Here is a 26,622-nt window from a genome sequence, read left to right as displayed (position 1 = left end):
TCGAGAAAGGGCGGCCAGTAGGTCGCCCTTTTTTATGAATTACGGCGGGGTCTGACCCTGCGGGTCAGACCCCATCTCTCTACAGAGTGCTTTCATTAGAGAGCGGTGTTCTTAAGTGGGGTACGACCCGTAGGGTCGGACCCCGTCCGTGCTAGCCGATTCTTACGGCATTGCCGGCATAACTCACGGTTTTCTTCACCGGCGCGACCACTTCCGGTTGCGGCGCAGCGATCAAACGCAAACAGGTGTGCTGAATCATTGCCCGCACGCGCTCCTTGGTTTCCGCATTGTCACCGTGCAGTAATGACTCCTCACTCAAGTACCAGCAGGTAGGCAAAATCATCATCGCATCCGCTTCCGGATCCGGTGAGCCCAAGCGCTCAAAAAACTTGGCGAAGGTTTCGATATCGTGTTTGTCGCTGGCGCCAATCAACTGTGCCAGGCGCGGGTTGCGTACCGCTTCGTGACGAAACGCCTGATCGACAATCTGATACGTGCGATGACTTTTTACCAGCTCGGTATAGTCAGCAATATAGTCGCCCAGCAGTTTGGCGATAGAGCGGCGTACCTCGGGAATTTCCAATTCCGCCCGGCTGCGGTTACTCAGCAGGTTGTTGGTCTTGTCCCGAATCGCCTGGGTGTATTCATGGGTATGTTCGATATAGAACATAAACGCATCGGCAATCAGGTCCGACTTGTTTTTAAAGTAATAGGAGATGGCACCAATCGGGACGCCAGCGCGTTTGGCCACTAACCTGTGCCTGATGCCACTGATCCCTTCTGCAGCAATAATCAACAGGGTCGCCTCTAGGATTGCGTTGAGGGTTGCCTGACTGTCGGAGCGTTTGGCCTTGCGGCCCAGATACTCAATATTGGTTTGCTTAATCACGGTTGCCACCTTCGCTATGTCTGGCTTTCTTCCGCCTCCTTATTCGGTTGGGGGATAAGATCGCCGTTGCTAATGTTTTTATGTTTTAAATGAGTCAAAATTGTCCCATAAGGGGCGCTAATGATTCTATATCCAGTGTCACAAAAATGAAAGTCTTTATTTGGAGGGGGTTTTTTGAGCGATTGCGCAAGATAGAGTTTGCATGATTGAACGTACGATCGCAATCCCTGCTGCTAGCCTCCCACCTGTTACAACCTAAGCCCTGCCTCTATTGAGAGCCTCTGAGTGCGCCACTAAGGTTCGGTTGTCCAGATTGCCAGTACAACCATGATGTATCCGTCGTGCCGGAAACACTCTCACAAGGAGTGATCTGTTCGCCCATTTGTGGGGTGCCTGACGAACGCCTTGCAAGTCTCTTTGATAATAATGACTGGTGGAGAGAATAACCGTGAATATTCTTAAAACATCACTGAAGCTGATGGCTGCAGGTGCCGCAATGGTGTCGTCTGCACAGCTGTTTGCACAACAGTCCCCGTCGTTTGTTGCGTTTGAATCTGCTCCTGTGCGCCCCATCGCCCAGGCCGGAAACAAGCTCTATGTAACAAACACGCCGGACAACACCCTGGAAGTTTTCAATATTGGCGCCAACGGTAACCTGACGCCTTCAGCCTCTATCCCTGTGGGTATGGAGCCTGTTGCTGTCGCCGTGCGCAATGCCAATGAGGTATGGGTTGTAAACCACCTTTCCGACTCGGTAAGTATTGTGGATACCAGTGCGGCACAGCCACACGTATCACGTACCCTGTTGGTAGGTGATGAGCCGCGCGATATCGTCTTTGCCAAAGGTAAGGCTTTCGTAACCACTGCACACCGTGGTCAGCACCGTGAGCATGGTTCTATTAAAAACGTTGATGGTGCCGGTGGCCCGGATACACATACCCCAAGCGTTGGTCGTTCCGACGTATGGGTATTTAACACCAACAATCTGGGCAATGCGCTGGGCGGCAAGCCAGCGAAAATTTTGTCCATGTACGGTGATACCCCACGTGCTCTGGAAGTGAGTGCCGACGGCAACACCGTTTACACCGCGGTATTTAACTCCGGTAACCAGACCTCTGTGGTTCACCAATCGGTGATGTGTCTGGGCTTTGAAGATACCCCGGCAGGTTTCCCGGCTGACGGATCTCAAGGTACTGGCGAAAACCGTAACGGCAACCAGCCCTGTGTTGCGGGTAATATTCCTCGCCGCGATGCTTCTGCTTCCCCTAACGGTATGAGCCGCAAGCGCTTGCCAAAAGGTCGTCCACTGCCAAGTACTGATGCCAGTGGCGAGCAGCAGCCGTGGGAAGGCATGATCGTTAAGTACAACAACGAAAATGGTCGCTGGGAAGACAGCCGTGGCTTGAACTACTCCAACGCCATTCGCTTTACCCTGCCAGACCACGATGTGTTTGCGGTTAATGCAAACACCCTGGAGCAGGTTGCCGACTACGAGCACGTAGGTACTACGTTGTTCAACATGGCGGTTAACCCGGTTAACGGCAAGATCTACGTATCCAACACTGATGCGCAGAACCATATCCGTTTTGAAGGCCCAGGTATCCGCGGTGGTTCAACCGTTCAAGGTAATATTGCCCACGCGCAAATTACTGTGATTGATCCCGCTGACGAAAGCGTTAAGCCGCGTCACCTGAACCGTCACATTGATTACTCTGTGCTGAAAGCCGATCCGGAAACCAAGCGTCACTCCGTATCCACACCTATGCAAATGGCAGTAAGCTCCGACGGTACTACCCTGTACGTGGCAGCTGTAGGTTCTGACAAGGTAGCTGTTTACAGCACCGCACAGTTGGAAAACGACAACCTGTGGGACGGTACCGGTAACGAGTTCGATCCAACTCAGGCTTCTGCTTATCACATTGATGTTGAAGGTGGTCCAATGGGGCTGTTGCTGGATGAAAATTCCAACGGCAACAACGGCCAGCTGTATGTACTGACCCGCTTCGACAACAGTGTGAAAGTGATCGATGCCACCACCGGTGCCGAGCGTCAGGAAGTGGCCATGTACAACCCGGAGCCAGAGCATGTGATTGCCGGTCGCTTTATGTTGTATGACGCCAACCGTACTTCATCCAATGGTGAATCCAGCTGTGCCAGCTGTCACGTATTTGGTGACATGGACCACCTGACCTGGAACCTGGGTAACCCGGATGGTAGCAACGGCTTTAACTCGAACCCGTTCTTCGGTGATCACCTGGCGGACCTGGATTGTGACTACGATGAAAATGATCCTGGTTGTTTCTTCTTCCGTCCGTTGATTAACGGTAACGGTGATCTGCGTACCATTGCCGCCCAGAAGGGCCCAATGAACACGCAAACCATGCGCGGTATGTCCACCATGGGCCACATGCACTGGCGTGCTGACCGCGTGACCGGTTACTTCGGTACCGATTACGATGCAGACGGAAACGGTGATCCGGATACCGGTGACCATGAAGCGCTGGATGAGAAGTTGTCGTTCAAAAACTTCATCGTGGCGTTTGAAGGCCTGCTGGGTATGGACATTGATTTGGAAGGCGGTGTTGAAGCCGAGAACAAATCTGCCGAGCGTGTAGCGCTGGAAGAGGACATGGATAAATTTGCTGACTTTATGTTGGCCGTCCAGCTGCAGCCAAACCCACTGCGTAAACTGAACAACGGTTTCAGTGAATCAGCGCAGCGTGGTGCCGCTTTCTTCCACGGTGATCGTCGTTCCGATGGTTCTGCAACTGACTACCCTGAAAATGGCCCAGAAGCCGATGGTGTGAACTGTGAAGGTTGTCATACTGTTGATCTGGCTAAAGGTCACTTCGGTGGTGACGGTACCGTATCCACCGGTGGTGAAATGCAAATCCTCAAAACCCCGCATTTCCGTAACCTGTACCAGCGTGTAGGTATGTTTGGTCTGCCAAGTCGTAACGGCTTCCGTCCATCTATTACCGATGAGCACCAGGGTGACCAGATCCGTGGTTTTGGTTTCCTGCATGACGGTGCTACCGATATGCTGTTCAACTTCCTGGGCGGCGGTGTATTTGATAACGGTCAGCTGACCTGTGCACAGGAAGGCCTGCCTGACTGGGCTGGTTGTGACACCAACTTCGGTCGCGTGGGTATTCCTAACGACACTGTACGTTTGGGCTTGGCTGACTACGTATTGGAATTCGACAGTGATATGGCGCCTATCGTTGGCCAGCAAATCACCCTGGATGACAATGCCAACAACGCGCGTCGTAACCGTGTAAACCTGCTGGAGAACCGCGCTGGTACTGGCTTTATCTCCAAGATCCTGGGTGGTCAGGTAACCGAGTGTGATCTGGTTGCACAAGGTGTGGTTGATGGTGAGTCTCGCGGCTTCCTGTTTAACCCAGGCAGCGACAGCTACAGCACTGACCGTGCCGGTGAAGCAGACATTTCCAAAGCGGATCTGAAAGCTTGGGCACAGCAAGACGGCAACGCACTGACCTTTACCTGTGTACCTCCAGGTTCCGGTTACCGTGTGGGTCTTGACCGCGACGAAGACGGTCAACTCAATGGTGACGAGGCTTAATCGCCTTAGATTTAACGATTATTTTAAGTAAGTTTCCTCCCTAGCCCGGTCTTCGGATCGGGCGTCTCTCTCAGGCCGGCTTTTGCCGGCCTTTTTTTGTATCGCAAGTGTCACATCCGTCACCGTTTAGCCTGCTATCCTGAATATAAGGAAAATGGAAACGCTTTTCGCCATTCCCGCGCAGGCGGGAATCCATGAATTACAGGCGAATAGCAAAAGAATCTATAAAGTGTCGAGATTCAGAATTCTATGAAGGATAGCCCGTTCCGAAAATTCGATTCCCGCCGCGTGCCGTCGCCATGCTTTGTGGTAGACGAGGTATCCCTTGAGCGCAATTTAAAACTGCTCGATCGTGTGCATGTGGAAAGCGGGGCCAAAATACTCAGTGCATTAAAAGCCTTTTCCATGTGGAGCCTGGCCCCCCTGGTAGGGCGTTTTTTAACCGGCACGTGCGCCAGCGGTTTACACGAAGCGCGCCTCGGGCGTGAAGAATATGGCGGTGAAGTGCATGTATTTTCCGCTGCCTATAAAGAAAACGAGTTGCGGGATATTTTAAAACTCGCCGATCACGTGGTATTTAATTCCCTGCACCAGTGGCAACGCTTCCAGCCACTGATTCTGGATGCATTGGCAACACGCCCATCACTGCAATTTGGTTTACGGGTTAACCCGCAGCATTCGGAAGGCAAGTTTGCCATGTACAACCCCTGCGCACCGGGATCGCGCTTGGGCGTAACGCTAGAGCAGCTGGAAAAAGGTTTGGCTAATGGGATTAGTCTGGAAGGGATCAGCGGTTTCCACTTTCATACCCTATGCCAGCAAGATTTGGCGCCACTGATTCGTACCCTGGAAGTGGTAGAACAAAAATTCGGCCGTTGGTTTTCACAACTTGAGTGGATTAATTTTGGTGGTGGTCACCATATTACCCGTCCCGACTACGACGTGTTTGGTTTGGTGGGCTTAATAAAAGATTTTCGCCATCGGCATAACCTGGATGTGTATTTAGAACCCGGCGAAGCGGTAGCCATCAACACCGGCGTATTGGTAACCGAAGTACTGGACTTAAGCTTTAACGATTTACCGCAAGCCATTATCGATAGCTCGGCCACCTGCCATATGCCCGATAGCCTGGAGATGCCGTATCGCCCGGATATTCTTACCGTCGATGGCATAGCCGGGGCTGCCGATGAAAAAGCCTATACCTATCGTCTGGGCGGTATGACTTGCCTTTCTGGCGACGTGCTGGGTGATTACAGTTTTAGCAAACCCTTGCAGGTGGGGGACAGGTTGATATTCGATGATATGTCCCACTACACCATGGTAAAAACCACCACCTTTAACGGTATTAACTTACCGTCGATTGCGATTTGGAATGCCGACACCGATGAGCTGCGCCTGGTGAGGGATTTTGGTTACCAGGACTTTAAGCACCGATTATCGTGAATTTAATTATTGAATAGAACTACCCAGAAATACTCGCCGTCTTACATTGACACACACCGTTCCCCCCTGTAAAACCTATCCCTTTAAGAATTTTAAGAAATTGGTACTAGTTGTGAAGTGGTATAGGTCATTTGGGGTAGCAGTTGCATTATTGGGGTGCGCATTTTCTGCTAGTGCACAAAATCAAATCAAACTGTTAATGCTAACCCCGGATTACTGCCCATTAATATGTAGCGATGCCGACCTCGCCAGCCAGGATAGCGGCCGCTTAGCCTCACACCTGAAAGCCGCCTTTGCCGACATTGGTTACGATTTAGACATTAAGTTTGATCGCCTGTCACGCAGCCGCGTAAAAGTCTCCCTGGGCCAGGCCGATATTGTGTTGGGCCCTTACCCGGAATTATCGAAAAACTCCAAATTAAATCTGGTACAGGCCCCCGTTGCCGGCCTGGAAATTGGTGCCATCAGTCGCGCCGATGCCAGCATCGATATTACTTCCATCGATGACCTGATCAACTACCACATCGTCTGGAACACCACCGAGCAGGTCAGCCCACAGCTGGCAACGGCTTTCCAAAAGCAGCAGGAAGCCGGGCTGCTAAAGCGCTTGCCCTCCATCACCTTCAAACAAGATGCCACCCGCATGATTGGCGAAGGCCAAGCCGATATTATGTTGGGCCAGGTAGATGACCTGTACGAAGCCATGGAGGCCTACCACACCCACGGCGGTACCACCGACTTAATGATCCATGTAGTATCCGACCTGCCACTCTATGCTCTGCACCTGGCACTGTCGAAGAAGTCTGTCGTAGACGAACAGCAACTGGCCCAGTTAAACCAATACTTCCTTGATAATCCCTTTAAAGATAAGCAATAACCCATCAAGTAGCGACCAGCCAAAGATTGTGCGACACTGTTTCAACACTAATTAATTGCGCCGATCCAGAACCTCGATAATCCTCCACTACCGCCATTCCCGCGAAAGCGGGAATCCAGAGAATTACGCGAGAATCTAGACGCAATAAGACACAGCAACAATATGGCCCTAATCCTAGGAATCGACCCAGGCTCCCGCAAAACCGGCTTCGGCATCATCAACCACGTCAACGGCAAAAGCTCCTACGTAGGCAGCGGCGTCATCCGCGTGCCCGACGTAACCCTGCCCGAACGTTTAAAGGTCATCTTCGATTCCGTCAGCCAAATCATCGAAGAATACTGCCCGCAGGAAGTCGCCATCGAACACGTCTTTATGGCCAAAAGTGCCGGATCCGCACTAAAACTAGGGCAGGCGAGGGGGGCAGCCATAGTTGCGGCGGTAAACCACGAACTGCCGGTAGCCGAGTACGAAGCCCGTAAAGTAAAACAGTCAGTCGTAGGCAATGGCGGGGCGGACAAGTTCCAGGTCCAGCATATGGTCAAAACCTTGCTAAAACTGCCCAGCACACCCCAGGAAGATGCTGCCGATGCCCTGGCTATCGCCATCTGCCATGCCAATACCCAACAGCACCTGATCAAGTCGGCCAAGGCCAAAAGCTTCCGCCGCGGGCGTATGGTCTAGCCCCTCAGTCCACAGGCCATTGTCTATACTGAGTAGGTAAAGTACTGCTATAGACGTTGTGCAATGGCAAAGCTCTGTGGTTTTCTTCCCCGTTGGTTATTGTTGCTAAGCATCTGGGCTATTCATCCCTCGATGGCCGATACCGCTACGCCTGATGCCAGTGATGAAGAGCCGACCGTACTGCGCTTTATGACCATCGAACATCCACGAGCCGAAGCCGCCCGCGAGATGATCGAGTCAGCCTATAACCGCATCGGCCATTACCGAATTCAACTGATCCCGGCCCCACCCAAACGTAGCCTCTATCAAGCCGGTTTAGCGCAGTTTGCCGATGGCGAGCTAGTCCGCGCCAAACTCAATGAAGAAGATTACCCAAGCCTAATCCGCGTTGAACACCCCATCAGCTGTGTTGCCGTGGTAGCGGTATCGCAGAAGAAGGATACCTATCCATCCATGATGTTTTTAAAACATCAAACCGTAGGAGTAATCCATGGCCGCTTTGGTTTTTTTGAGTTATTGGAGGATTCTGAATTGATCTACACCACCAATGCCAAAGCGCTATTAAAAATGGTGGCGGCGGGGCGCTTGGAAGTGGGGGTAATGGATAAGCATGAAGCCATGCTGAATATGAAAGCACTGGCGCTTGATAATATAAAAGTTAATGAACCGGATTTAATGGAAGGTAATGTCTATCACTACCTGCATATTAAGAATCGGCATTTGGTGGAGCCGTTGACACAGGTGTTTATTGATATGCGGGGAGAGGGGCTGTTGGGGCGGTCTTGTGTGCTGGATTTGTAGGGCAGAGGTAATCTACGGTCTTAAAAGCCGTTATACAGCTTATCAATATATTCCTGTCTTATTTTTGCTATCTCGCCACTGCTTTGCATATCTTCCAGGACAGACGTCAGTTTGTCTTTTAGGGCAAGGTGTTTTACATGAAGGTAGTGATACAAGTCGTGTTCTGTAAGAACGGGTTTCAGTATTTTAAGGCCGTGTGAGCGATAAATTTCACTGTAGTTACTCTTTCTTAAATTCTCCAACGCACTAACGTAGGGAATGACAATAATATCTACCCGCCCACCCATTAACATTTTAAACAACTGCTCATAGCTATTACTGGGGGAGACATGCATGCCTTGGGTACCCCGCTCGGTAAAAATGATTCCCCGTACAACACCAATGCGATAACCTCTGATACTTTCCCATCCAGAGACAGGAAAGATAATGTCCTTCGTCATCACGATAATTTCTACTGAGTTAATAGCAATGGGAATCATCAGCAGGTTTTCGTACTCAGCATTAATGCCGGCAATGCGGCTTAGTTCGCCATCCACGGCGCCGCTATTCGATGAATGCAGAGCTCTCTTTCCGGGTTGCTCTAAGACTTCAATATCCAACCCTAGCCGGGCGTAGGCTTTTTCAAGAACCTTATGAGAAATGGCTTGTACTGAGCTTTTTTGTATTGTCGTGAAAAGCAGCTTCTTACTTGCATAGCTAGGTGATGAAGCAAGTAATATGATGAGTAGTCCAATATAAGCGCTCTTTATAAGCATGCAGCTCTCAGAAGTTTATAGGTTAAATAGATATAGTTTAGAACACCGAGTACGGTTTGGAGTTGGACTTTAGAAACTGCTGCCGGATATTATTGTGGTGATGGGGTCTTCCCTTTAGATTAGTAAGATATCAATCACTAAGCCTTATGGTAAGCATGAATTGCTCTTACCTCTTTCGCATTAGCCGTTTCTGTTGTCAGTTCTTGTGAAGGATGTGCGCGAAATACCGTGGATTGGCCTAGCTGCTTTCCACTGGAGTCAACCACTTCATGAGGGAAAAGGCCTCCTGGTTTTTGGCCGCCAAATGGCACCCCTGGATTGCCTCCTACCATACTGTCTGGGCCAACATATTCGCTCATCATGGGACCACACTGGGCACAGATCTGGTTAGGAAAGCTTTCCATAATGCCCACCATCTCACTGGATTCTCTCAGAGAAGGCTTACCCAATTTTGCTCGCTCTGTGTTGTGGAAAGAGATCGCCATCGGTTCTGAGTGAAAAGCCTGAGAGGGGTTTGGTTTTTTTCCTCTGTCCTGCATGCTGGCAATGCTGGGGGCAAACAGATCGGCTCGCGCGTCTTTACTCACACTACGAGCTAAGCCAGTGCCTGAGACCGAGGTGGCGTTGGTCGCTTCTGTTAGCTGGAAGGCGTTAAAACCAAGAGCATAGTCAGAGCTGGGTGGGATGTACTGTACCTTACCAAAATCGCTTAATACTGCATTGACCGATTGCTTAGTGCCGCGCGTGTTAGTGGCCGCAGTTGCTAACTCAGTAGCCTTTAGATGATATTTGGCCTCCGCATGATCCTGAGTAGACTCTTGTAGCGCTTCACTGGTTGCATGAGAACTCATTCGCCATACTGCGTGGGAACCATCACTACGTTTAACCAAACCACCAATTGAGCCGCGACGCGAGCGCATCACAGCGTGTTTGGTGTCAGTTCCCCAGCTTTGACTTACTCCGGTGTCTTCGTTCAGCCCTGTTGATGCAACATACTGTTTAGCCTCGGCTTCATCTTTTAACACTCTGGTGGAAAAAGCGTGATACTTCAGACCTGCCGAGCCTCCTACTTTGGGGCCAGCTAGCTCTGGAGCGGAAAATGTCAGGTTGGGGTTGCGTAAAGCGGTATCCATTTTCAACTGCTACATGATTGATATACCCCTGATATAAAAAATCTGTGCCAATCTTATGGCTGACAATAAATTGGACAAGACACAGTACTGCTGCAGGCTTTGGAACAGAGCAACCATTAAGGGTAAGTAGTTAATGGGTATTTTGTGCTTTCAATTGGGTGGAAAAATACCCATGTAATGTAGCTTTTTAACCCTGTACGCAAAAAGAGCGGGTGCTATAGAGATGGAAAGGCTTTCATTATATTCCGCGGTGATTTTTCTGGCTTGGTGTAGTGCGGGATCAGCCCCTAGGGGTTGATCCCATATATTTTACTTGATCGCAGAATCTTTAATTGATTGAGGTATTTCCAATTCATCGATTTTAATGCAGTGATGAAATCTGGGGTCAATACGATCTAGAAAAGTCGCTTTGCAGTGATATTTAACATCTGATGAAATTATATATGGCTCAACAACAATCCACTCATCTTGGTAGGCTATATAAAATACTGAATCTTTTTCTTCTGCTGCACATTTACCATGTGATGTGCAGTTTAAATCAGCTAATAGGGTCGGAAGTTTCTTGTGCTTCTTATAATAAAAGTGCACAGAATTCATAAGGATAATTGACCTATTACGAAGTTCCTGCGCTAGATGCAATTCTTCACCCTTTCTTTTGTTTTCGTAATTTATCAATTTCATAGATACTATCTGAATAGTCAGTAATCCTATAATTACTCCAGCAGCTATCTTAAATATTAAACCCATATCACCTATCCTTGGTTGTATAGCACGGCCCAAAAAGGCCGAGCGGTAGAGAGGTCAAACCGCGATTTTCGTGGCGTGTTTGATTGGCTTTGTTATTTTTTACTTGTAATGCGCGCATATGGTGTCAATTTTTACTCCGTTAGAGAAGGCTATTTTATGGCTAATATTCGACACCTGTACCACGGAATTTAGTTCGAAGTACTGATTCCGTGTTTGCCATGATTTTGTTGAATAGCATTTGGTAACACGATCCAGGTCGCAAAGCACCTCGAAAGGCTTATTGGAACGAATGTCATTGCAACCATTTTTCCCGAACTCACTTAATTCTGTTTTATAGAATTTTGCTTTGTGAATTGGTGGATTTTGATTGAGGCACGTTTTTTTGTGTTTTTCAATAGGCTTCGTACTTTCTTTAAATGTGAAGTTATTCGCCATCGCACAAGAAGAAAATATTAGAATAAAAAATATAAATCTCACAACACTACCTTTGAAACATAAGGCCCGGTTTAGGGGCTGTTTATGGGGTGCAGAGGAATAAACAGTTCCAGCCGCTTATTGTATTTTTATATCAGCTTGAATAAGAGCTAATTTACCTTCTTTGAATTGGTATTTCAGCTCAGTCTGATAAATCTTATGATCAGAACAATCTCCCACAGAGGCAAAGCTAGCTGGCTGCTTGCACGTGAACGCATAGTTCACTATTAAAGTACCGTTCTTAACTTCAGATACTGGTTTGTAGAGGCTATAAGTAGCACCCTCATGTTTGATTTGGTATGGAGTAGGCAGCTCAATACTCGAATGCTCAAATTTATCTCCAATCCTAGAAATTAAAGCAGAGCCATAGTTAATGACTGTCACATTAAATGTGATGTGATTTACTAACAGTAACTCTCGGTCTTTATGCATGCCAAGACTAAAGATACCGTCATTAGGCATTTCAACATTCACTGAGGAATAGATGCCTTCAGGGTTATTCTTGTTTAGAAACTCTGTTATTTTAGGGTACTTATATTTGCTGTACTCGTAGCTTCCTTCATAATCTGCTGCCACAAAAGACGATAATATGGATAAAAATGTTAATAATAAAACATTTCTCATTTATACGAGCCTAAATGTAGCGCCCGGCTAAAGGGCGCACGCAAGTGCGTCCTGTGCCGGCGTGGCCGGCATTGAGCCGCTGGTTAAGTTTCCGACCATATCTGCTGAACCCAGAACAGGTGAGACTTCAATTTCGCCATTAGCTTTGTGTGTGAGGTTAACCATTACAGCGACAATATCTCCGCCCAGAGCGGCTAGTTCGCCAGTTGCTGGTATCACACGTGTTAATTTTGCTTCGAATGTTGTTGTGGCTGATTTGCATTGAACGCTGTAATTAAATGAAACAGACCTAAAAATTACATCTTCTTTTTTTAGTGTTTGTTCGAAAACGACATATTTTCCTTCTTCGAGAGATTTATAGAATAAATCTTCATATTTTTTTACATCGATTTCATTTGGCTTAGGAATTTCATTTGCGGTTACAGGAAATGCAAAAATCATTGTTATGAATAATATTAGATGTTTCATGATTCTCCTTAGAGAGCTTAACGCCCAGATAAACCGCCGAAATGGAGTTTATTGTTTTGTGCTAGCGTAGCGTTAAAGCGCAAAACGAGCAACGCAATGGAGGTCGGCTTGAGGTGTTTGTTATGGCGCTAATATCGCCTGCTTTACTAATTCAGGATTGGCCCCGCCACTTCGTTTTAAGCAGTGACCAACTTCAATGAAGTTTTCTGGGCGAAGCATGACTTGTTTTATACTCATACATTGCGCAAATACCATAAAATATTTTTCAGCTTCATGCTTACTATTAATTGCTGGTTGCTTTTCGTCTGCATAATTAATACATTCAACCTTTAAAGATTCTGCCTCTTTCAAGCAAATATTTTTTGTAATATCTACACATTCAAGAAAACTTGGTTGGCTGCAAGTAAGGTTTTGTCCATTTTTCTTTATTTTTGACTTGAATATAGTTCCAATGACTTCATTTTTTAAATCGTCAATGCCTTCAGTTGTTGTACTTGATGCGCAGCCGGTTAATGCAGCCAGAATACTTGTCAACTGTAAGAATCTTTTTATTTTATTCATATTTTCTATTTATCCATAACATTTGTATAAGAGCCCGGCGAGTTATCATTCTGGCCGTTTTGGAGAGGAAGCGTAGGTCTTTGAAACAGAAAGGAAAAATAGACTCATCAATTTTCCTTTTGATGCAAAGTGAGCCGGCTCGCTTATCTAGATAATGGGTTTCCCCTTATCTCCCTCCTTGAGCCCGTTAGTAGGTTGATTTTGCTATAGATTCTTTCTTTTGGCTAGAGATAAACGAGCTTGGTTTAAGAGTAAAGTGAGCCATTTGATCACTTATTTTGCGATATACTGTATAAAAATCAGGCTTTTGTGGGGAAAGATAGGCTAACGTTTTACAGGTTTTTTCTGAAGTTTCCTCTGCAACGTCCGCCGATGCATCCCCAGCGCCCGCGCCGTAGCTGAAATATTCCCGTCATGTTCCGCCAGTACTTTCTGAATATGTTCCCACTCCAGGCGGTTCACAGAGGGTGGTTCGCGGTTAACATCCGCTTCGGGGTTACCTTCGCGGTGGGCGAAGGCGTTGAGGATATCTTCGGCGTCGGCGGGTTTGCACAGGTAGTTGATGGCGCCGAGTTTGATGGCTTCTACGGCGGTAGCGATGCTGGAATAGCCGGTGAGCATAACGATATCGAGTGCGGCCTGGCGTTCGATCAATTGCGGGATCAGTTGCAGGCCGGATTCGTCGGCGAGTTTTAAGTCGACGATTGCTTTATCGAAGTCTTTGGTTTCTGCCAGTTGCAGGGCATCGCTGATATTGCCGGCGGTATCTACGCTAAAGCCGCGGCGAGTAAAGGCTCTGTCCAGTACCAGGCGCAGGGTTTCGTCGTCGTCGATAATCAGCAAACGCTCTTTCACTTGTCCTGATATTTGTTCTGTCACTTAAGCGACTTCCTGTGTGTGCAGTGGCAGGTGTAATACGGTGCGGGTGCCGCCTTGGTCGCGATTTTCCAAACGCACTTCGCCGCCGTAACGGTTAACGGTGGAGTGGGTTAAAAATAATCCCAAGCCACGGCCGCGGCCTTTACTGCTGGTAAAGGCTTGGCCCAGCTGAGTCGACAGTTCTGGGGCTATGCCGGGGCCATTATCATCAATCCCCCAGGTCATGCTGGAAACACTCCAGCTAATATTGATGCGGATATTGTGTGGGCAAGCATCGGCGGCGTTGTTTAGCAGGTTGCCAATGGATTGCGCGATAGTGGGGTCAAAGCGGGCAGTCACTTCTGGGGCGTTTTCATCAATGGTGATGTCGGTGGAGACATCCGGGCGCATCAGTAGCCAGTTGTCGATAATGTCTTCACAGTAGTCACGTACGGCTTGGGTGCTGAGTGTGGTTTCCTTGCTGCGATCGGCGCGTTCATGCAGTTGGTGCAGGGTGTTGGTGCAGTGCTGTATTTGATGTTTTAGCAGTGCCAGATCACTTTGCAGTTCCGGGTCGTCGGTATGGGTTTGTTGCAGTTCACTAACCAGGGTTTTAATGGTGGTCAGTGGTGTACCCAGTTCATGGGCTGTACCGGCGGCCAGGGTGGCTACGGCCATCAGTTGTTCATCGCGCATGGAATCTTCGCGCAGGTCGGCCAGCTGGGCATCCTGCTCGCGCAGGGCTTCGGCCATTTTTACCACGAAGTAGGTGATCAGAGCCGAGCTAATCAAAAAGTTAAACCACATGCCGATGGTATGCAGGCTTACACCGTTACTGCTGCCGTGGTGCTGATGACCGCTACCGGGGGCCAAATCAGGCAGTGGCACTTTGAAATAAAACAGCAACGTGTACAGCGAGAGTGCGGTAAGGGCCAGCGGCAGGGTATAGCGCCAGCGCAGGGTGGCCGCTGAAATACACAGCGGTACCAGGTAATAGGAAACAAACGGGTTATCGGCGCCGCCACAGAAAAACAGCAGCAGGGTTACCCCCATCACATCCACCAGCAGCTGGACAAAAAATTCCACCTGGCTGGTGGCATGGGAATGTTTGAGCCGCCCCCAGGCCAGAATATTAATCAGGGTAAGGGCTGAAATTATCCACAGCAGTGCCGGGTAGGGTAGGGCCAAATCCACCGTCCAATAGGCGGCTGCCAGTGCAGCACACACACCTGTAAGAAACAGGGTTCTTACCAGCAGCAGGCGTTGCATATTTTGTTGTGGCGGGGAAAGGCTAAGGGTGTTCATAAAAGGTCGTATGCCGCGTTGTAACCTGAAGCATACTCTAGTTGTTGGTGGGTAGTCACTCTTAAGCGGATCGTGGCGATCGCGACCCCTTACGGCCTTCCAGAACACGCTTTTCGGCATCCATGCCCGCTCTGCGTCGGCGTCCTGCCTCCGAAGGTTCTGGAAGGCCGTAAGGGATCACAATCTTAAGGCCACTGCTTGTGTACTTTTCTAGAAGGTTGACTTCTAAGTTCACAAGCTCTTGTTTATGTTAGAAGCTATAGGTCACTCCAACATTGACCGAACGACCAGTGCCATACAGGCGCTCGCCCACAGCGATATCGTCGTTACCACTTACACGGTTAACACCTGCCAGGTGATCCTGATATTTTTTATCTGTCAGGTTGTCGATACCGGCACGCAGTTGCAGCTGCTCGTTAATATCGATTTGGCCTTGCAGGTGCAGTAAACCGTAGCCTGAAGATTTTTGCTCTTCGTTAAACTCGGCAACATGGTTTTGGGCATCGAAGATTTCGCTAACGGCACTGACCTTCCAGTTGTTGCTGTTGTAGGTCAGGCTTAGGCGATTGTTTAGCGGTGCCAGGCGATACAGGTCGTCGCTCTCATCGGTGCGCTTACCACGGGTGTAGCTGAGGCTACCGTCGATAGACCAGTTGTCGTTCAGTTGGGTGCCGTAGGTCAGTTCTGCGCCGTAGAGCTTGGCGTCTACGTTGTTGAATTGCAGGGCTGTGTTGCCACTCATCATGTTGGCGACCATGTTCGCTGCCATGTTGGTGGTGGTTGTGCCCTGAATATAATCATCTACCTTGCGGTAGAAGGCTTGCAGAGACACGTAGCTGCTGTTGGCTTTGTAATCGAAGCCCAGGTTCACTTCGTTAGCAGTTTCGCTATCCAGATCCAGGTTACCGATATAATTACGGCCATCGGCCAGACCACCGGTCGCGGCCATTGGCAACCACAGGTAACGCTGCTGATAAGACGGTGCGCGTTCTTTGCTGGACAGAGAGGCGTTCAGTGTTAGCTCATCGCTTAATTGGTAAGCCGTTTTGAATACCAGGTCTCGGTTGTTGTAGGTTTCTGAGCGGTCGGCGGCGTTAAATGCATCAGATAAGGTGTCAGCGTTGTTCTGCATCATCATCATGGGCATCCCGGTTGCGGATACAGTATCTGCATCCATTTCAACACGGTTCAAACGTGCACCGATTTCCCAGCTCCAGGCTCCAGATTGTTGTGTCAGCTCAGCAAAGGCACCAAGGATGTCGCGTTCGCTGTCGTTGAAGTTGGTGATAAATAGAGCGCTATTCGGATTAACCACATCGGCGTTGTGGATTGATGCAGAGTAGTCGGCACCGGTGCGTACTTCGCCGTTGCTTACAGGAATGGTGAACATCAGTTTATGACTTACTTGCTGGCCTTTAGCCTGAGTCAGGCGCTCACCCATCATGCCTGGGCTTGGGCGCAGTTCGTAGTTATTCATATCGTGGTTAACGTGGGAATAACTGCTGGACCAGGTCACTTTTACATCACCGATTTTGGTGGTGATATCACCGCTCAGCAGGTCGCTGTCGATGGAGCTAATGTCCATAGCCAGGGCAGGGGTGCCGCTCAGACCGGTGTTGTTCTTGCCGGCTTTCAGGTTGATGCGGGTATCGCCATTTTGGTAGCCGTAGAACAGGTCGTGACGGCGACGTTCGTATTCGGTGCTGTCGATATCACCACCGTCAAATTCGCTGTCGTCGGCATTGTCGTAGCTGGTGGTGGCGGTCAGTTTGTGGGTGTCGTTGGCCACGGTAACCAGCACACTGCTGCTGGAACCTTTGTTTTGGCTGGTGTAGTTGCTGTGGGCACGGCCGCTGACTTCAAAGGCATCACCGCTGCCGAACTCGCCTTTATAGCTGCTGGCTTCAATATGGCCGCCGAAGGTTTCCTGGCCTTGACTGACGGAGGCTGCACCGCGGCTTACCTTGATTTCATTTAGCAGACTAGCGGGGATATAGGACAGAGGGGCGTCCATAGCGTTGGGGCCACCGGTCACAATGCTGGCAGAATCGATGCTGACATTAACCTGATCACCCTGCAGGCCACGGTACTGGGCAATACCTGATAGGCTGCCATTGCGGGTCACGCTGGCACCTGGCAGTTGCTTCAGGGCTGCAGCGGCATCGGGGGCGGAAAGCTGGTTGCCGTCCAGGGTGTGGTTAACCTGCAGTGGCCATTGGGCCTCTTCTACTTTAACTTCTGGCAGGTTGTTTTCTGCGGCCTTGATTTCGGCAACCACGTTAGCGGTGCTGGCAAGCCCTATAGCAGTAACCAATAGACGACGTGTAAACATAGCTTTCTCCTAAGCGTGTCCTTTCTGGGCGTTAGTTTTTAGACGTAATTAGCCCAAGCGTAGATATAGATGGCTATGGTAGTGGTTTAGGGCGCGCGGCGGGATGCGACACGTTGTCGCACCCAGTGTCGCAACTGTTGTCGCATAGAGGGTACATCTTGACGCAGCGCCGGGAGGTTAAAGGTGAGTGTTTGTGGTTTAATGCTGCGGTTGTCTTTTTAGAGTGTTATTTAGGAAATGGCTGTATCCCAGGCTGTAACTGCACCACCATCGTTTACGGAAGGTCCGCTCGGGCCCATGTTGTACCGTATGACCCTGCCCATGGTGTGGGGCCTGTTGGCCACGATGTCCTTCAATGCCATTGATACCCTGTTTGTCGCACAGCTGGGTGAAGATGCCCTGGCAGCGATGAGTTTTACCTTCCCGGTTGTGATGGTGATGACCAGTATTGGTATTGGCTTGGGTGCTGGGGTTTCCTCAATTGTATCTCGTTCCCTGGGCAGTGGTGATCATCACGAGGCTGGTCACCTTTTAACCGATTCGGCGACCTTCTCGCTGCTGCTGTCAGTCATCGTTACGGCGCTGGGCTTGCTCACTATGGAGCCTATGTTCTTGCTGTTGGGGGCTACACCTGAGCTGCTGCCGCTGATCGTTGAGTATATGGAGATCTGGTATTTCAACGCGCCTCTGTTGATTGTCGGTATGGCGATTATGTCGGCACTGCGGGCCCGTGGCAGTAGTGGCATCGCGGGTTACCTGATGTTGGTCTCGGCACTGGTAAATGGTTTGTTGGACCCGTTACTTATTTTTGGCTGGCTGGGCTTCCCGCGTTTGGAAATTGCCGGTGCGGCCTGGGCAACCTTGATTTCCAGAATGCTGTTGATTGTTGTGGCCCTGTATTATGTACAGGGTAAATTCCGTATGTTGGAATCACCCTTTCAGCCATGGAGCAAGATTGCGGCGTCCTGGCGCTCGCTGCTGCATATTGGTTTGCCGGCGATGGCGACTAACGTGATTATTCCGTTGGCCAGTGGTGTCGTCGTAGCGCTGGTTGCGCAGCATGGTCAAGGCGCTGTGGCTGGCTTTGGTGTTGCCATGCGAATAGAACCGGTGGCCTTGATTGTTTTTTATTCTCTCTCCAGTGTGGCCGGGCCTTTCTTTGGCCAGAACCTGGGCGCTAAAAACTTCGACCGTTTGTATAAAGGCCTTCTGGTGATGGGGCGCTTCTGCCTGGTATGGGGTGTTTGCATGGCGGTGGTTTTATGGATCACCGGCGAGTGGTTGGCCGGTTGGTTTAGCCGTTCCGATGATGTACTACCGGTGGCGGTGGCTTACCTAAGTACTGTGCCTTTAACTTACGGTTTTTACGGCATTGTCATGTCGGTTAATGCGGGCTTTAACGGTTTGGGTAAACCCATGCCGGGTGTGGTGATCTCGGCTGCCCGTGTGTTTATTATTTATCTTCCGATGGCCTGGGTTGGGCAATACTTTTGGGGTTTGCAGGGGCTGTTTGTAGCCACAGCTTTGGCTAATGGTGTTGTAGGCATTATGGGCTGGTTATGGATGCGGCATCACCTCAAGTTGTTACGAAGTGAAAATAGCTAGTTATTTCGTAAATAACCGTATTTCTCATTCGAGAGACTTAGTTCAGTTTTAAGGCCAGAGTCTTCATTAAGAATTTTTTACAGTGTATTTCTAAATTAGTACGTGGCGCTTGCGATGTATCATTGCCTTCCTAGGCACGCTGTTCGCCATCCATGGCCGCTCTGCGTCGGCGTCCTGCCTCCGAAGGCCTAGGAAGGCAATGACACATCACAAGCTTAATTCCAGTTTCAGTTTTCTTTTTACACTTCTTTTAGTTAGTTAAATGTTCAACCGCTTTTTGGGTTAGAGGCATGAGTTCGTTGTTTTCTTGTTGGCTGTATTCAACGATCTGTTGCTTCATCGGGCGGGCCCAAAAACGTTTTATATGGTTGGCAATTTTTTCGACAGCTTCTTCCTCGCTGCCTTGTAAGGCAAGGTTGGTGGCGATTTGGTTGGCCATGTCGATTAAGCGTTGTTCTGGATTGCTCATGTTTTTCTCGTGTTCTCATATTATGCGCTGTTGTAGATAACGTGGCGTCCGCGGCGGCCAAAACCGATTAGTAGTAGTCCAGCTTCTTGAGCCATATTAATAGCGAGGCTGGTGGGGGCGGATACGGCAACTAATGCACCTATGCCGGCGTAGCAGCATTTCTGCACCATCTCGTAACTTAGGCGACTGGAGATAAGGGCGAAGCCGTTGTTAGGCGGTTCTTGTGTGGCTAGTGCGCCGATAAGTTTGTCGAGGGCGTTATGGCGACCGACGTCCTCTCGCAGGGTGAGAATGTTGCCATTTAAGTCACACCAAGCGGCACCGTGGCTGGCGCCGGTGAGTTGTTGTAGCGGTTGGTGCAATTGCAGTTGCTGCAAGGATTGTTGAATCGCCTGGTCTGATAACTCCGGTGCAGACACTTTTGGCGTGGGGCGGATAGCTTGTTCTAGTGATTCGGTGCCACACAATCCACAGCCGCTGCGCCCGGTAAGGTTGCGGCGTTTTTCTTTTAATGCCTGAAAGCGTTGGCTGCTTATTTGCATTTCTACGCTGTAACCGAGGCCGTCGGGTTTTACCTCCAGCTCATAAATTTCACTGGCGTCTTTTACGATACCTTCGCTGATGCTAAAACCCAGGGCAAAGTCTTGCATATGTTCCGGGGTTATCATCATTACAGCGTGGGAGATGCCGTTGTATACCAACGCCACGGGCGCTTCTTCCAGAATGGTGTCGGCCCGCGGCGTATGCGGTTGACCATCTTCACATACAACCACCGAGCTTGATAGTGTGGCTTGTGGAAGAGCATTCTCAGATCGCGCTTCCTGAAAGGCGTTTGGCTCTCTCATTTATTTCACCGTGCTGTTGGCTGCCGAGGCTTTGTGCTTCAGTTGTTGCTCGTTGAAGCGCTTAAAGCTTTGTTGCCATTCGGAAGGCTGGCTAACTTTTTCCACCTGTACGGCGGTGACTTTATATTCCGGGCAGTTGGTGGCCCAGTCGGAGCTGTCGGTGGTAATCACATTGGCGCCACTGCCGGGGTGGTGGAAAGTTGTGTATACCACGCCGGGTAACATGCGTTCGCTAATCCGCGCACGCAGTACGGTTTGGCCTGCGCGGCTGCTGATGCCGAGCCAGTCGTTGTCGTGAATACCGCGCAGTTCGGCATCGCTGGGGTGTACTTCCAATACGTCTTCATCGTGCCAATGTTGGTTGTCGGTGCGGCGGGTTTGGGCGCCGACATTGTATTGTGACAGGATGCGGCCGGTGGTGAGTAGCAGCGGGAAGCGGCGGTTGGTGCGCTCGTCAGTGGCTACGTATTCGGTAATGGTGAAGTTACCTTTGCCGATGGGGAAGTCCACTTCGTGCATGGTGGGGGTGCCGTTGGGGTGCTGCTCGTTACAGGGCCATTGGATACTGCCGAGTTGTTCCAGCTTGTCGTAACTCACACCGGTAAAGGTGGGGGTGAGTTGGGCAATTTCATCCATGATTTCACTGGGGTGGTTGTATTCCATGTTATAGCCAAGGGCGTTGGCTAAACCGACGGTTACTTCCCAGTCTTCTTTGCCGGCAATCGGTGCCATGACTTTGCGTACGCGATTAATGCGGCGCTCGGCGTTGGTAAAGGTGCCGTTCTTTTCCAGGAAAGAAGAGCCGGGCAAAAGTACGTGGGCAAACTTCGCTGTTTCGTTAAGGAAGATATCCTGCACGATTAAACATTCCAGCGAGCGCAGTGCTTCTTCAACATGTTGGGTGTTGGGGTCGGATTGGGCGATATCTTCACCCTGCACATACAAGCCTTTAAAGCTGCCAGCGATGGCCGCATCAAACATATTAGGAATGCGCAGACCGGGTTCGTCATCGATGGGCGCTTGCCATACGGCTTCAAAGCGAGCGCGAACTTTCGCATCGGATACGTGTTGATAACCGGGCAGTTCGTGTGGGAAGGAGCCCATATCACAGGAACCCTGCACATTGTTTTGCCCACGCAGTGGATTAACGCCCACGCCTTCACGACCGATATTGCCGGTAGCCATCGCCAGGTTGGCAATGCCCATCACCATGGTAGAGCCCTGGCTGTGTTCGGTTACACCCAGGCCGTAGTAGATGGCACCGTTACTGGCATTGGCATAAATTCTGGCGGCACGGCGAACTTGCTCGGGATCGAGGCCGGTAATCTCTGCAGTGGATTCCGGTGCGTGGCGAGTATCGGCAATAAACTCTCGCCATTGTTGATAAGCGCGTTCGTCGCAGCGGTTGTGGATAAAATCGGTATCTTCCAGTCCTTCGGTAATCACTACATGGGCCAGGGCATTAATCAGCGCGACATTGGTGCCGGGTTTTAGTGGCAAATGCAGTGCATGATCCATATGCGGTGTATTGAGCAAATCAATTTGGCGTGGATCGGCAACAATGAGTTTTGCTCCCTGGCGTAAACGTTTGCGCATCAGTGAGCCGAACACTGGGTGGGCGTCGGTGGGGTTGGCACCGATCACAATAATGGTGTCTGACTTGAGTACCGACTCAAAGGTTTGTGTACCTGCGGATTCTCCCAGGGTGGTTTTTAAGCCGTAACCGGTAGGCGAGTGACAAACACGGGCGCAGGTATCGGTATTGTTGTTACCAAAGCCGGCACGAATCAGTTTTTGGGTTAGGTAGGTTTCTTCATTTGTGCAACGCGAAGAGGTAATGCCACCAATACTTTCACGGCCGTACTTGGCTTGAATGCCTTTGAGTTTTTGTGCAGCAAAGTTAAAGGCTTCTTCCCAGTCCACTTCGTGCCAGGGGTCATCAATACTGTCGCGCACCATCGGTTTGGTCAGACGATCCGGGTGGGTGGCATAACCAAAGGCAAAGCGGCCTTTAACACAGGAGTGGCCCTGATTCGCCTGGCCGCCTTTATAGGGCACCATGCGTACCAGTTGATTGCCTTGCATTTCAGCTTTAAATGAACAGCCCACACCGCAGTAGGCGCAGGTGGTGACGATACTGTGATCCGGTTGGCCCTGTTCTATCACGCTGTTTTCCATCAGGGTCGCGGTGGGGCAAGCTTGCACACAGGCACCGCAGGATACACAGTCGGAATCCATGAACGCTTGGTCACTGCCAGCGGCAATTTTTGAATCAAAACCGCGACCATCCACAGTCAGGGCAAAGGTGCCTTGCACTTCGCTGCAGGCGCGCACACAGCGTGAGCAGACAATGCACTTACTAGGATCAAAGGTGAAATAAGGGTTGGAGCTATCTTTTTCTGCGCTTAAATGATTTTCACCCTCGAAGCCGTAGCGTACTTCTCGCAGTCCTACGGCACCGGCCATATCCTGTAGTTCGCAGTCACCGTTGGCCGGACAGGTTAAACAGTCCAGCGGGTGATCGGAGATATACAGCTCCATAATATTGCGGCGCAGTTTGGCGAGTTTTGCATTTTGGGTGGTGACCTGCATTCCTTCTTCCACCGGCGTGGTGCAGGATGCCGGTGTACCACGGCGGCCTTCAATCTGTACAGCGCACAAGCGGCAGGAACCAAAAGCTTCCAGATTATCACTGGCGCAGAGTTTGGGAATATTAATGTCGGCCAGTGCAGCGGCGCGCAAAACCGATGTGCCTGCCGGTACGGTGATATCTACACCATCGATATTCAGCGAAACAGATTCTGTGGATAAGCTAGCGGGGGTGCCGTAGTCCTTATCGTGATCGAATGTGTGCTCTTGAGCGGGATCAAAATAATTTATCATGTTAGCCTCAATCACACTTTAGCTTCGGTTTGGTTATTAATAAAATCTTCGGGGAAATGTTTAACCGCGCTTTGCACGGGAATTGGTGTCATGCCACCCATGGCGCACAGTGATCCATCGATCATGGTTTCACACAGGTCACTGAGTAATTCCAGATTGTCTTCGGTATTTTTGCCGGCACGAATACGGTCAATAACTTCAACGCCGCGGGTGGAGCCAATCCGGCACGGTGTGCATTTACCGCAGGATTCCGCTACACAAAACTCCATGGAAAAGCGTGCCTGTTGCGACAGGTCGACGGATTCATCAAACAGAACTATACCGCCGTGACCTACACCGGCGCCAATGGCGGTAAAGGCTTCGTAATCCATGGGGGTATCCCACAATGACTCGGGTAAGTAAGCGCCTAGTGGGCCACCCACTTGTACTGCGCGCAATGCTTTGCCGTTATAGGTACCATCGCCAAAATCTTCGATCAGTTCTTTCAGAGTGATTCCGAAAGCTGTTTCAACCAGACCACCACGTTTTACATTGCCAGCCAGTTGGAAGGGCATGGTGCCTTTGGAGCGGCCCACACCGTAATTGGCGTAAGCCTCGCCACCTTTATCCACAATAAACGGTACAGCGGCAAAGGTAAGTACATTATTCACAATGGTGGGCTTGCCGAATAATCCGACTAGCGCTGGCAGTGGTGGCTTAGCACGAACCAATCCGCGTTTACCTTCCAGACTTTCCAGTAGCGAGGTTTCTTCGCCGCAAATATAGGCGCCGGCACCCAGGCGTACTTGTAATTCAAAGTCGCGACCGGAATTTAAAATATTTTTGCCCAGCAGGTTTTCTGCCTCGGCATTGGCTATGGCTTCGTTTAGGGTTTGATGGGCGACGGGATATTCTTCGCGCAGGTAGATATAACCTTTGGTTGCCCCTGCGGCGAGGCCAGCCAATGTCATACCTTCAATCAAACACAGCGGATCGCTTTCCATTAACAGGCGGTCGGCGAAGGTACCGGAGTCGCCTTCATCGGCATTGCAGACAATATATTTTTGCTCGCCGGGCGCGTCTTTTACGGTTTGCCATTTAATCGCCGTGGGAAAGGCCGCACCACCGCGGCCGCGAAGGCCGGATGTTTTTACTTCATCGACAATCGTTTGTGGGTTATCGCCAATGGCTTTCTTTAATGCGGCGAAACCGCCATATTGCTGGTATTCAGAAACCGATACCGGGTCTGTGATACCGGCGCGTGAAAACGTCATGCGCTGCTGTTTGGCTAAATAGGGAATATGTTCAGTAAGGCCAAGACATTTGGGGTGATCCGTTGGGCCTTGGTTGTAATCGGTCGCCAGCAAGCTATCGATATCGTCTTTTACCAGTGGCCCATAGGCAACTCGGCCCTTGGTGGTTTCAATTTCCAGCATGGGTTCCAGCCAAAACAAACCGCGTGAACCGTTGCGCACCAGTTCTATGTTGTGTTGTTGAGTTTGAGCGCTTGCTTGAAGTTGTTGCGCCAACGCGTCCGCACCCAGTGACAAGGCGGTGGTTTCCCGAGGTAAATAAAAACGGCTCATGCCTTCACCTCCGTGGCGAGTGTCAGTGGCTGTGTTTGCAATTCATCCACAATCTCGCTGACACGCTGCTTACTCACGCGGCCGTAGATTTGGTTATCCACACGAATATTGGGCGAGCAGGCACAGTTGCCTAAACAGTAAACCGGTTCCAGGGTGATTAATTGATCTGGCGTGGTTTGGTGGTAGTCGATGCCCAGCAGTGCTTTGACCTGTGCTTCCAGTTCGCGACTGCCCATGGCCTGGCAGGCTTCAGCGCGACACACCTGCAGGGTATGTTTACCGCCTGGGCTCTGCCGAAAGGTGTGGTAGAAACTGAGAACGCCCTGGATATCGGCACGGCTAAGGCTGAGGGATTGGCACAGAGGCTCGATGGCTTCTTTGGGCACATAACCAAAGTCATGTTGGAGGGCGTGCAGTATCGGCAGCAGGGGGCCTTCAAGCGGCTGGTGTTCTGCAATGATGGACTGGATGCGCGCCTGGCTGACGGCTGCGGGCATGGCTATCTTCCTAAAACGGTTACTTTCAATAATAGTTAATATCTAAATATGAACTATTGTGCATATGTTGTTATGCTGCTGTATATATAATGTTAGCACCGGTCTGAAAGAGTAAAAATATGTACAAAAGTACCTATTTGGAATAAAAACTAAACCTATATTGTATGAATATCAAACGTATCCATATCGACCCCAGTTGGTCATTCAGTGATGAAGCTGGCAACCGGGTAGATCCACAGTTGTTTCGCCTGTTAAGTGCCCTGCATCAGCACGGCAAGCTGACGACGGCCGCCAAAGCGATCGATATTTCCTACCGTCATGCCTGGAACTTGTTAAAAAAGTGGAGCGGCTTTTTTGGGGCAGAAGTGGTGGTTTTGTCGAAGGGGCGTGGAGCTCAATTAACTGCCTTTGGCGAAAAGCTGTTGTGGGCCGAGCAACGGGTGATGGCGCGCTTAAAACCGCAGATGGATAATCTAGCCTCGGAAATAAATTTAGAACTGCATCGGGCCATGGCCGATGTGACGCCGTTGTTAAAAGTGCATGCCAGTCACGGTTATGCGGTTGCCCTGTTACCAGAATTTGCCGAGCAGTTTCAGCTGGATTTGCAGTACCACAGTCCCCTGGAAGCTCTGGCGGCATTAAATCGCGGAGCATGTGATTTGGCAGGTATTCATGTACCCAGGGATGTGGATATTCCCGCGTTAACGGAAGCCTATCGACGCGAGATCAGTTCACATATCGCGATTCGGTTTGTTAGCCGTGAACAGGGACTGATTGTTTGTAAAGGCAATCCTAAAGCTATCCACAGTCTTGAAGATTTGCAGCAACCGTCGGTGAAGTTTATTAACCGGCAGAGTGAATCGGGTACACGGTCTATCTTCGATCAGCTACTCAAGAACCACGGAATCGAGAGTAACGCGATTGTGGGTTACAACGATCAGGAGTTCACTCATGGCGCCATTGCTGCCTATGTGGCGGCAGGCATGGCCGATGTAGGGTTTGGGGTAAAAGCGGCGGCCAAGCAGTTTGATTTGGATTTTATTCCTATGGCGGTGGAAGATTATATTTTCCTGTGTCAGAAGCAAAAATTAAACGATGCCTCGGTACAGCAATTTCTTTCCGCCATAGGTAGTGATGAGTTTCATAAGGCGATTGCCGCTTTACCGGGTTACAGCAGCGACGGCAGTGGTGAGCTATGCCCGGCAATAGATTTGGTTTTTTGAT

The 26,622-nt window shown here is 50.0% G+C and carries 22 protein-coding genes; 7 read left to right on the top strand and 15 right to left on the bottom strand.

Going from position 1 to position 26,622, the window contains the following annotated elements:
* Positions 1-151: 151 nt before the first annotated feature.
* Positions 152-889 carry a TetR/AcrR family transcriptional regulator gene (locus ACGHZ6_RS16910; RefSeq protein ID WP_390615177.1) on the bottom strand — a complete coding sequence of 246 codons (738 nt, stop codon included), beginning with the start codon at positions 887-889 and terminating at the stop codon, positions 152-154.
* A gap of 448 nt (positions 890-1,337) precedes the next feature.
* On the opposite strand from ACGHZ6_RS16910, the gene ACGHZ6_RS16905 reads away from it, so the two are divergent.
* From ACGHZ6_RS16905 to ACGHZ6_RS16885, 5 genes are all read left to right on the top strand, one after another.
* On the top strand, positions 1,338-4,475 hold the full coding sequence (locus tag ACGHZ6_RS16905) for a YncE family protein (protein WP_390615176.1): 3,138 nt from the start codon (positions 1,338-1,340) through the stop codon (positions 4,473-4,475).
* A 249-nt stretch (positions 4,476-4,724) separates the two neighbouring features.
* Positions 4,725-5,918: a carboxynorspermidine decarboxylase gene (gene nspC / locus ACGHZ6_RS16900; RefSeq protein ID WP_390615175.1), complete on the top strand. Its 1,194-nt coding sequence runs from the start codon at positions 4,725-4,727 to the stop codon at positions 5,916-5,918.
* 112 nt (positions 5,919-6,030) lie between these two features.
* Complete coding sequence (locus ACGHZ6_RS16895; protein ID WP_390615174.1) at positions 6,031-6,795, top strand: hypothetical protein; 765 nt, start codon at positions 6,031-6,033, stop codon at positions 6,793-6,795.
* A gap of 162 nt (positions 6,796-6,957) precedes the next feature.
* Complete coding sequence (gene ruvC, locus ACGHZ6_RS16890) at positions 6,958-7,476, top strand: crossover junction endodeoxyribonuclease RuvC (protein WP_390615173.1); 519 nt, start codon at positions 6,958-6,960, stop codon at positions 7,474-7,476.
* 63 nt (positions 7,477-7,539) lie between these two features.
* Positions 7,540-8,277 (top strand): hypothetical protein, encoded by a 738-nt coding sequence (locus tag ACGHZ6_RS16885; protein WP_390615172.1) that lies wholly within the window; start codon positions 7,540-7,542, stop codon positions 8,275-8,277.
* Positions 8,278-8,297: 20 nt separating this feature from the next.
* On the opposite strand, the gene ACGHZ6_RS16880 is transcribed toward ACGHZ6_RS16885, so the two are convergent.
* From ACGHZ6_RS16880 to ACGHZ6_RS16840, 9 genes are all read right to left on the bottom strand, one after another.
* Positions 8,298-9,032 carry a substrate-binding periplasmic protein gene (locus ACGHZ6_RS16880; protein WP_390615171.1) on the bottom strand — a complete coding sequence of 245 codons (735 nt, stop codon included), beginning with the start codon at positions 9,030-9,032 and terminating at the stop codon, positions 8,298-8,300.
* Positions 9,033-9,169: 137 nt separating this feature from the next.
* The gene (locus ACGHZ6_RS16875) at positions 9,170-10,165 is read right to left on the bottom strand and encodes a hypothetical protein (RefSeq protein WP_390615170.1); all 996 of its coding nucleotides are present in this window, start codon (positions 10,163-10,165) and stop codon (positions 9,170-9,172) included.
* Between the two features lie 309 nt (positions 10,166-10,474).
* A complete protein-coding gene (locus ACGHZ6_RS16870) occupies positions 10,475-10,912 on the bottom strand; it encodes a hypothetical protein (RefSeq protein WP_390615169.1) in 438 nt (145 codons plus the stop codon).
* A gap of 552 nt (positions 10,913-11,464) precedes the next feature.
* Positions 11,465-12,010 (bottom strand): hypothetical protein, encoded by a 546-nt coding sequence (locus tag ACGHZ6_RS16865; protein ID WP_390615168.1) that lies wholly within the window; start codon positions 12,008-12,010, stop codon positions 11,465-11,467.
* 27 nt (positions 12,011-12,037) lie between these two features.
* Complete coding sequence (locus ACGHZ6_RS16860) at positions 12,038-12,478, bottom strand: hypothetical protein (RefSeq protein WP_390615167.1); 441 nt, start codon at positions 12,476-12,478, stop codon at positions 12,038-12,040.
* A 120-nt stretch (positions 12,479-12,598) separates the two neighbouring features.
* Complete coding sequence (locus ACGHZ6_RS16855) at positions 12,599-13,039, bottom strand: hypothetical protein (RefSeq protein WP_390615166.1); 441 nt, start codon at positions 13,037-13,039, stop codon at positions 12,599-12,601.
* 324 nt (positions 13,040-13,363) lie between these two features.
* Positions 13,364-13,918, bottom strand: a complete 555-nt coding sequence (locus tag ACGHZ6_RS16850) for a response regulator transcription factor (RefSeq protein WP_390615165.1) — start codon at positions 13,916-13,918, stop codon at positions 13,364-13,366.
* Positions 13,919-15,202: an ATP-binding protein gene (locus tag ACGHZ6_RS16845; RefSeq protein WP_390615164.1), complete on the bottom strand. Its 1,284-nt coding sequence runs from the start codon at positions 15,200-15,202 to the stop codon at positions 13,919-13,921.
* Positions 15,203-15,452: 250 nt separating this feature from the next.
* A complete protein-coding gene (locus ACGHZ6_RS16840; protein ID WP_390615163.1) occupies positions 15,453-17,534 on the bottom strand; it encodes a TonB-dependent receptor plug domain-containing protein in 2,082 nt (693 codons plus the stop codon).
* Positions 17,535-17,771: 237 nt separating this feature from the next.
* On the opposite strand from ACGHZ6_RS16840, the gene ACGHZ6_RS16835 reads away from it, so the two are divergent.
* The gene (locus ACGHZ6_RS16835) at positions 17,772-19,139 is read left to right on the top strand and encodes an MATE family efflux transporter (protein WP_390615162.1); all 1,368 of its coding nucleotides are present in this window, start codon (positions 17,772-17,774) and stop codon (positions 19,137-19,139) included.
* Between the two features lie 250 nt (positions 19,140-19,389).
* Here ACGHZ6_RS16835 and ACGHZ6_RS16830 read toward each other — a convergent pair whose 3' ends face one another.
* Genes ACGHZ6_RS16830 through ACGHZ6_RS16810 form a run of 5 tightly spaced genes read right to left on the bottom strand, consistent with a single transcriptional unit; the run spans position 19,390 to position 25,398 of the window.
* The gene (locus tag ACGHZ6_RS16830; RefSeq protein ID WP_390615161.1) at positions 19,390-19,608 is read right to left on the bottom strand and encodes a formate dehydrogenase subunit delta; all 219 of its coding nucleotides are present in this window, start codon (positions 19,606-19,608) and stop codon (positions 19,390-19,392) included.
* A gap of 20 nt (positions 19,609-19,628) precedes the next feature.
* Positions 19,629-20,453, bottom strand: coding sequence for a formate dehydrogenase accessory sulfurtransferase FdhD (gene fdhD, locus ACGHZ6_RS16825; RefSeq protein WP_390615160.1), 825 nt, complete (start codon positions 20,451-20,453; stop codon positions 19,629-19,631).
* Positions 20,454-23,336 (bottom strand): formate dehydrogenase subunit alpha, encoded by a 2,883-nt coding sequence (gene fdhF / locus ACGHZ6_RS16820; protein WP_390615159.1) that lies wholly within the window; start codon positions 23,334-23,336, stop codon positions 20,454-20,456.
* An 11-nt stretch (positions 23,337-23,347) separates the two neighbouring features.
* On the bottom strand, positions 23,348-24,901 hold the full coding sequence (locus tag ACGHZ6_RS16815; RefSeq protein ID WP_390615158.1) for a formate dehydrogenase beta subunit: 1,554 nt from the start codon (positions 24,899-24,901) through the stop codon (positions 23,348-23,350).
* Positions 24,898-25,398: a formate dehydrogenase subunit gamma gene (locus ACGHZ6_RS16810; RefSeq protein ID WP_390615157.1), complete on the bottom strand. Its 501-nt coding sequence runs from the start codon at positions 25,396-25,398 to the stop codon at positions 24,898-24,900. Before ACGHZ6_RS16810 ends, ACGHZ6_RS16815 begins: the two co-directional genes overlap by 4 nt.
* 164 nt (positions 25,399-25,562) lie before the next feature.
* Here ACGHZ6_RS16810 and ACGHZ6_RS16805 point away from each other — a divergent pair, with 164 nt between their 5' ends.
* On the top strand, positions 25,563-26,621 hold the full coding sequence (locus ACGHZ6_RS16805; RefSeq protein ID WP_390615156.1) for a substrate-binding domain-containing protein: 1,059 nt from the start codon (positions 25,563-25,565) through the stop codon (positions 26,619-26,621).
* The last annotated feature ends 1 nt before the right edge of the window (position 26,622 follow it).

Source organism: Maricurvus nonylphenolicus, from assembly GCF_042854845.1.
GTDB classification, from domain to species: domain Bacteria; phylum Pseudomonadota; class Gammaproteobacteria; order Pseudomonadales; family Cellvibrionaceae; genus Maricurvus; species Maricurvus nonylphenolicus.
Note: the sequence above shows the minus strand (reverse complement) of the source record. Positions and strands in the feature narration are given on the sequence as shown.

Coding starts and splice junctions, on each gene's coding strand:
- nspC (WP_390615175.1), top strand. CDS start 4,725: ATGAAGGATAGCCCGTTCCGAAAATTCGATTCCCGCCGCGTGCCGTCG.
- ruvC (WP_390615173.1), top strand. CDS start 6,958: ATGGCCCTAATCCTAGGAATCGACCCAGGCTCCCGCAAAACCGGCTTC.
- ACGHZ6_RS16885 (WP_390615172.1), top strand. CDS start 7,540: ATGGCAAAGCTCTGTGGTTTTCTTCCCCGTTGGTTATTGTTGCTAAGC.
- ACGHZ6_RS16880 (WP_390615171.1), bottom strand. CDS start 9,032: ATGCTTATAAAGAGCGCTTATATTGGACTACTCATCATATTACTTGCT.
- ACGHZ6_RS16875 (WP_390615170.1), bottom strand. CDS start 10,165: ATGGATACCGCTTTACGCAACCCCAACCTGACATTTTCCGCTCCAGAG.
- ACGHZ6_RS16870 (WP_390615169.1), bottom strand. CDS start 10,912: ATGGGTTTAATATTTAAGATAGCTGCTGGAGTAATTATAGGATTACTG.
- ACGHZ6_RS16865 (WP_390615168.1), bottom strand. CDS start 12,010: ATGAGAAATGTTTTATTATTAACATTTTTATCCATATTATCGTCTTTT.
- ACGHZ6_RS16860 (WP_390615167.1), bottom strand. CDS start 12,478: ATGAAACATCTAATATTATTCATAACAATGATTTTTGCATTTCCTGTA.
- ACGHZ6_RS16855 (WP_390615166.1), bottom strand. CDS start 13,039: ATGAATAAAATAAAAAGATTCTTACAGTTGACAAGTATTCTGGCTGCA.
- ACGHZ6_RS16845 (WP_390615164.1), bottom strand. CDS start 15,202: ATGAACACCCTTAGCCTTTCCCCGCCACAACAAAATATGCAACGCCTG.
- ACGHZ6_RS16840 (WP_390615163.1), bottom strand. CDS start 17,534: ATGTTTACACGTCGTCTATTGGTTACTGCTATAGGGCTTGCCAGCACC.
- ACGHZ6_RS16835 (WP_390615162.1), top strand. CDS start 17,772: ATGGCTGTATCCCAGGCTGTAACTGCACCACCATCGTTTACGGAAGGT.
- ACGHZ6_RS16830 (WP_390615161.1), bottom strand. CDS start 19,608: ATGAGCAATCCAGAACAACGCTTAATCGACATGGCCAACCAAATCGCC.
- fdhD (WP_390615160.1), bottom strand. CDS start 20,453: ATGAGAGAGCCAAACGCCTTTCAGGAAGCGCGATCTGAGAATGCTCTT.
- fdhF (WP_390615159.1), bottom strand. CDS start 23,336: ATGATAAATTATTTTGATCCCGCTCAAGAGCACACATTCGATCACGAT.
- ACGHZ6_RS16815 (WP_390615158.1), bottom strand. CDS start 24,901: ATGAGCCGTTTTTATTTACCTCGGGAAACCACCGCCTTGTCACTGGGT.
- ACGHZ6_RS16810 (WP_390615157.1), bottom strand. CDS start 25,398: ATGCCCGCAGCCGTCAGCCAGGCGCGCATCCAGTCCATCATTGCAGAA.
- ACGHZ6_RS16805 (WP_390615156.1), top strand. CDS start 25,563: ATGAATATCAAACGTATCCATATCGACCCCAGTTGGTCATTCAGTGAT.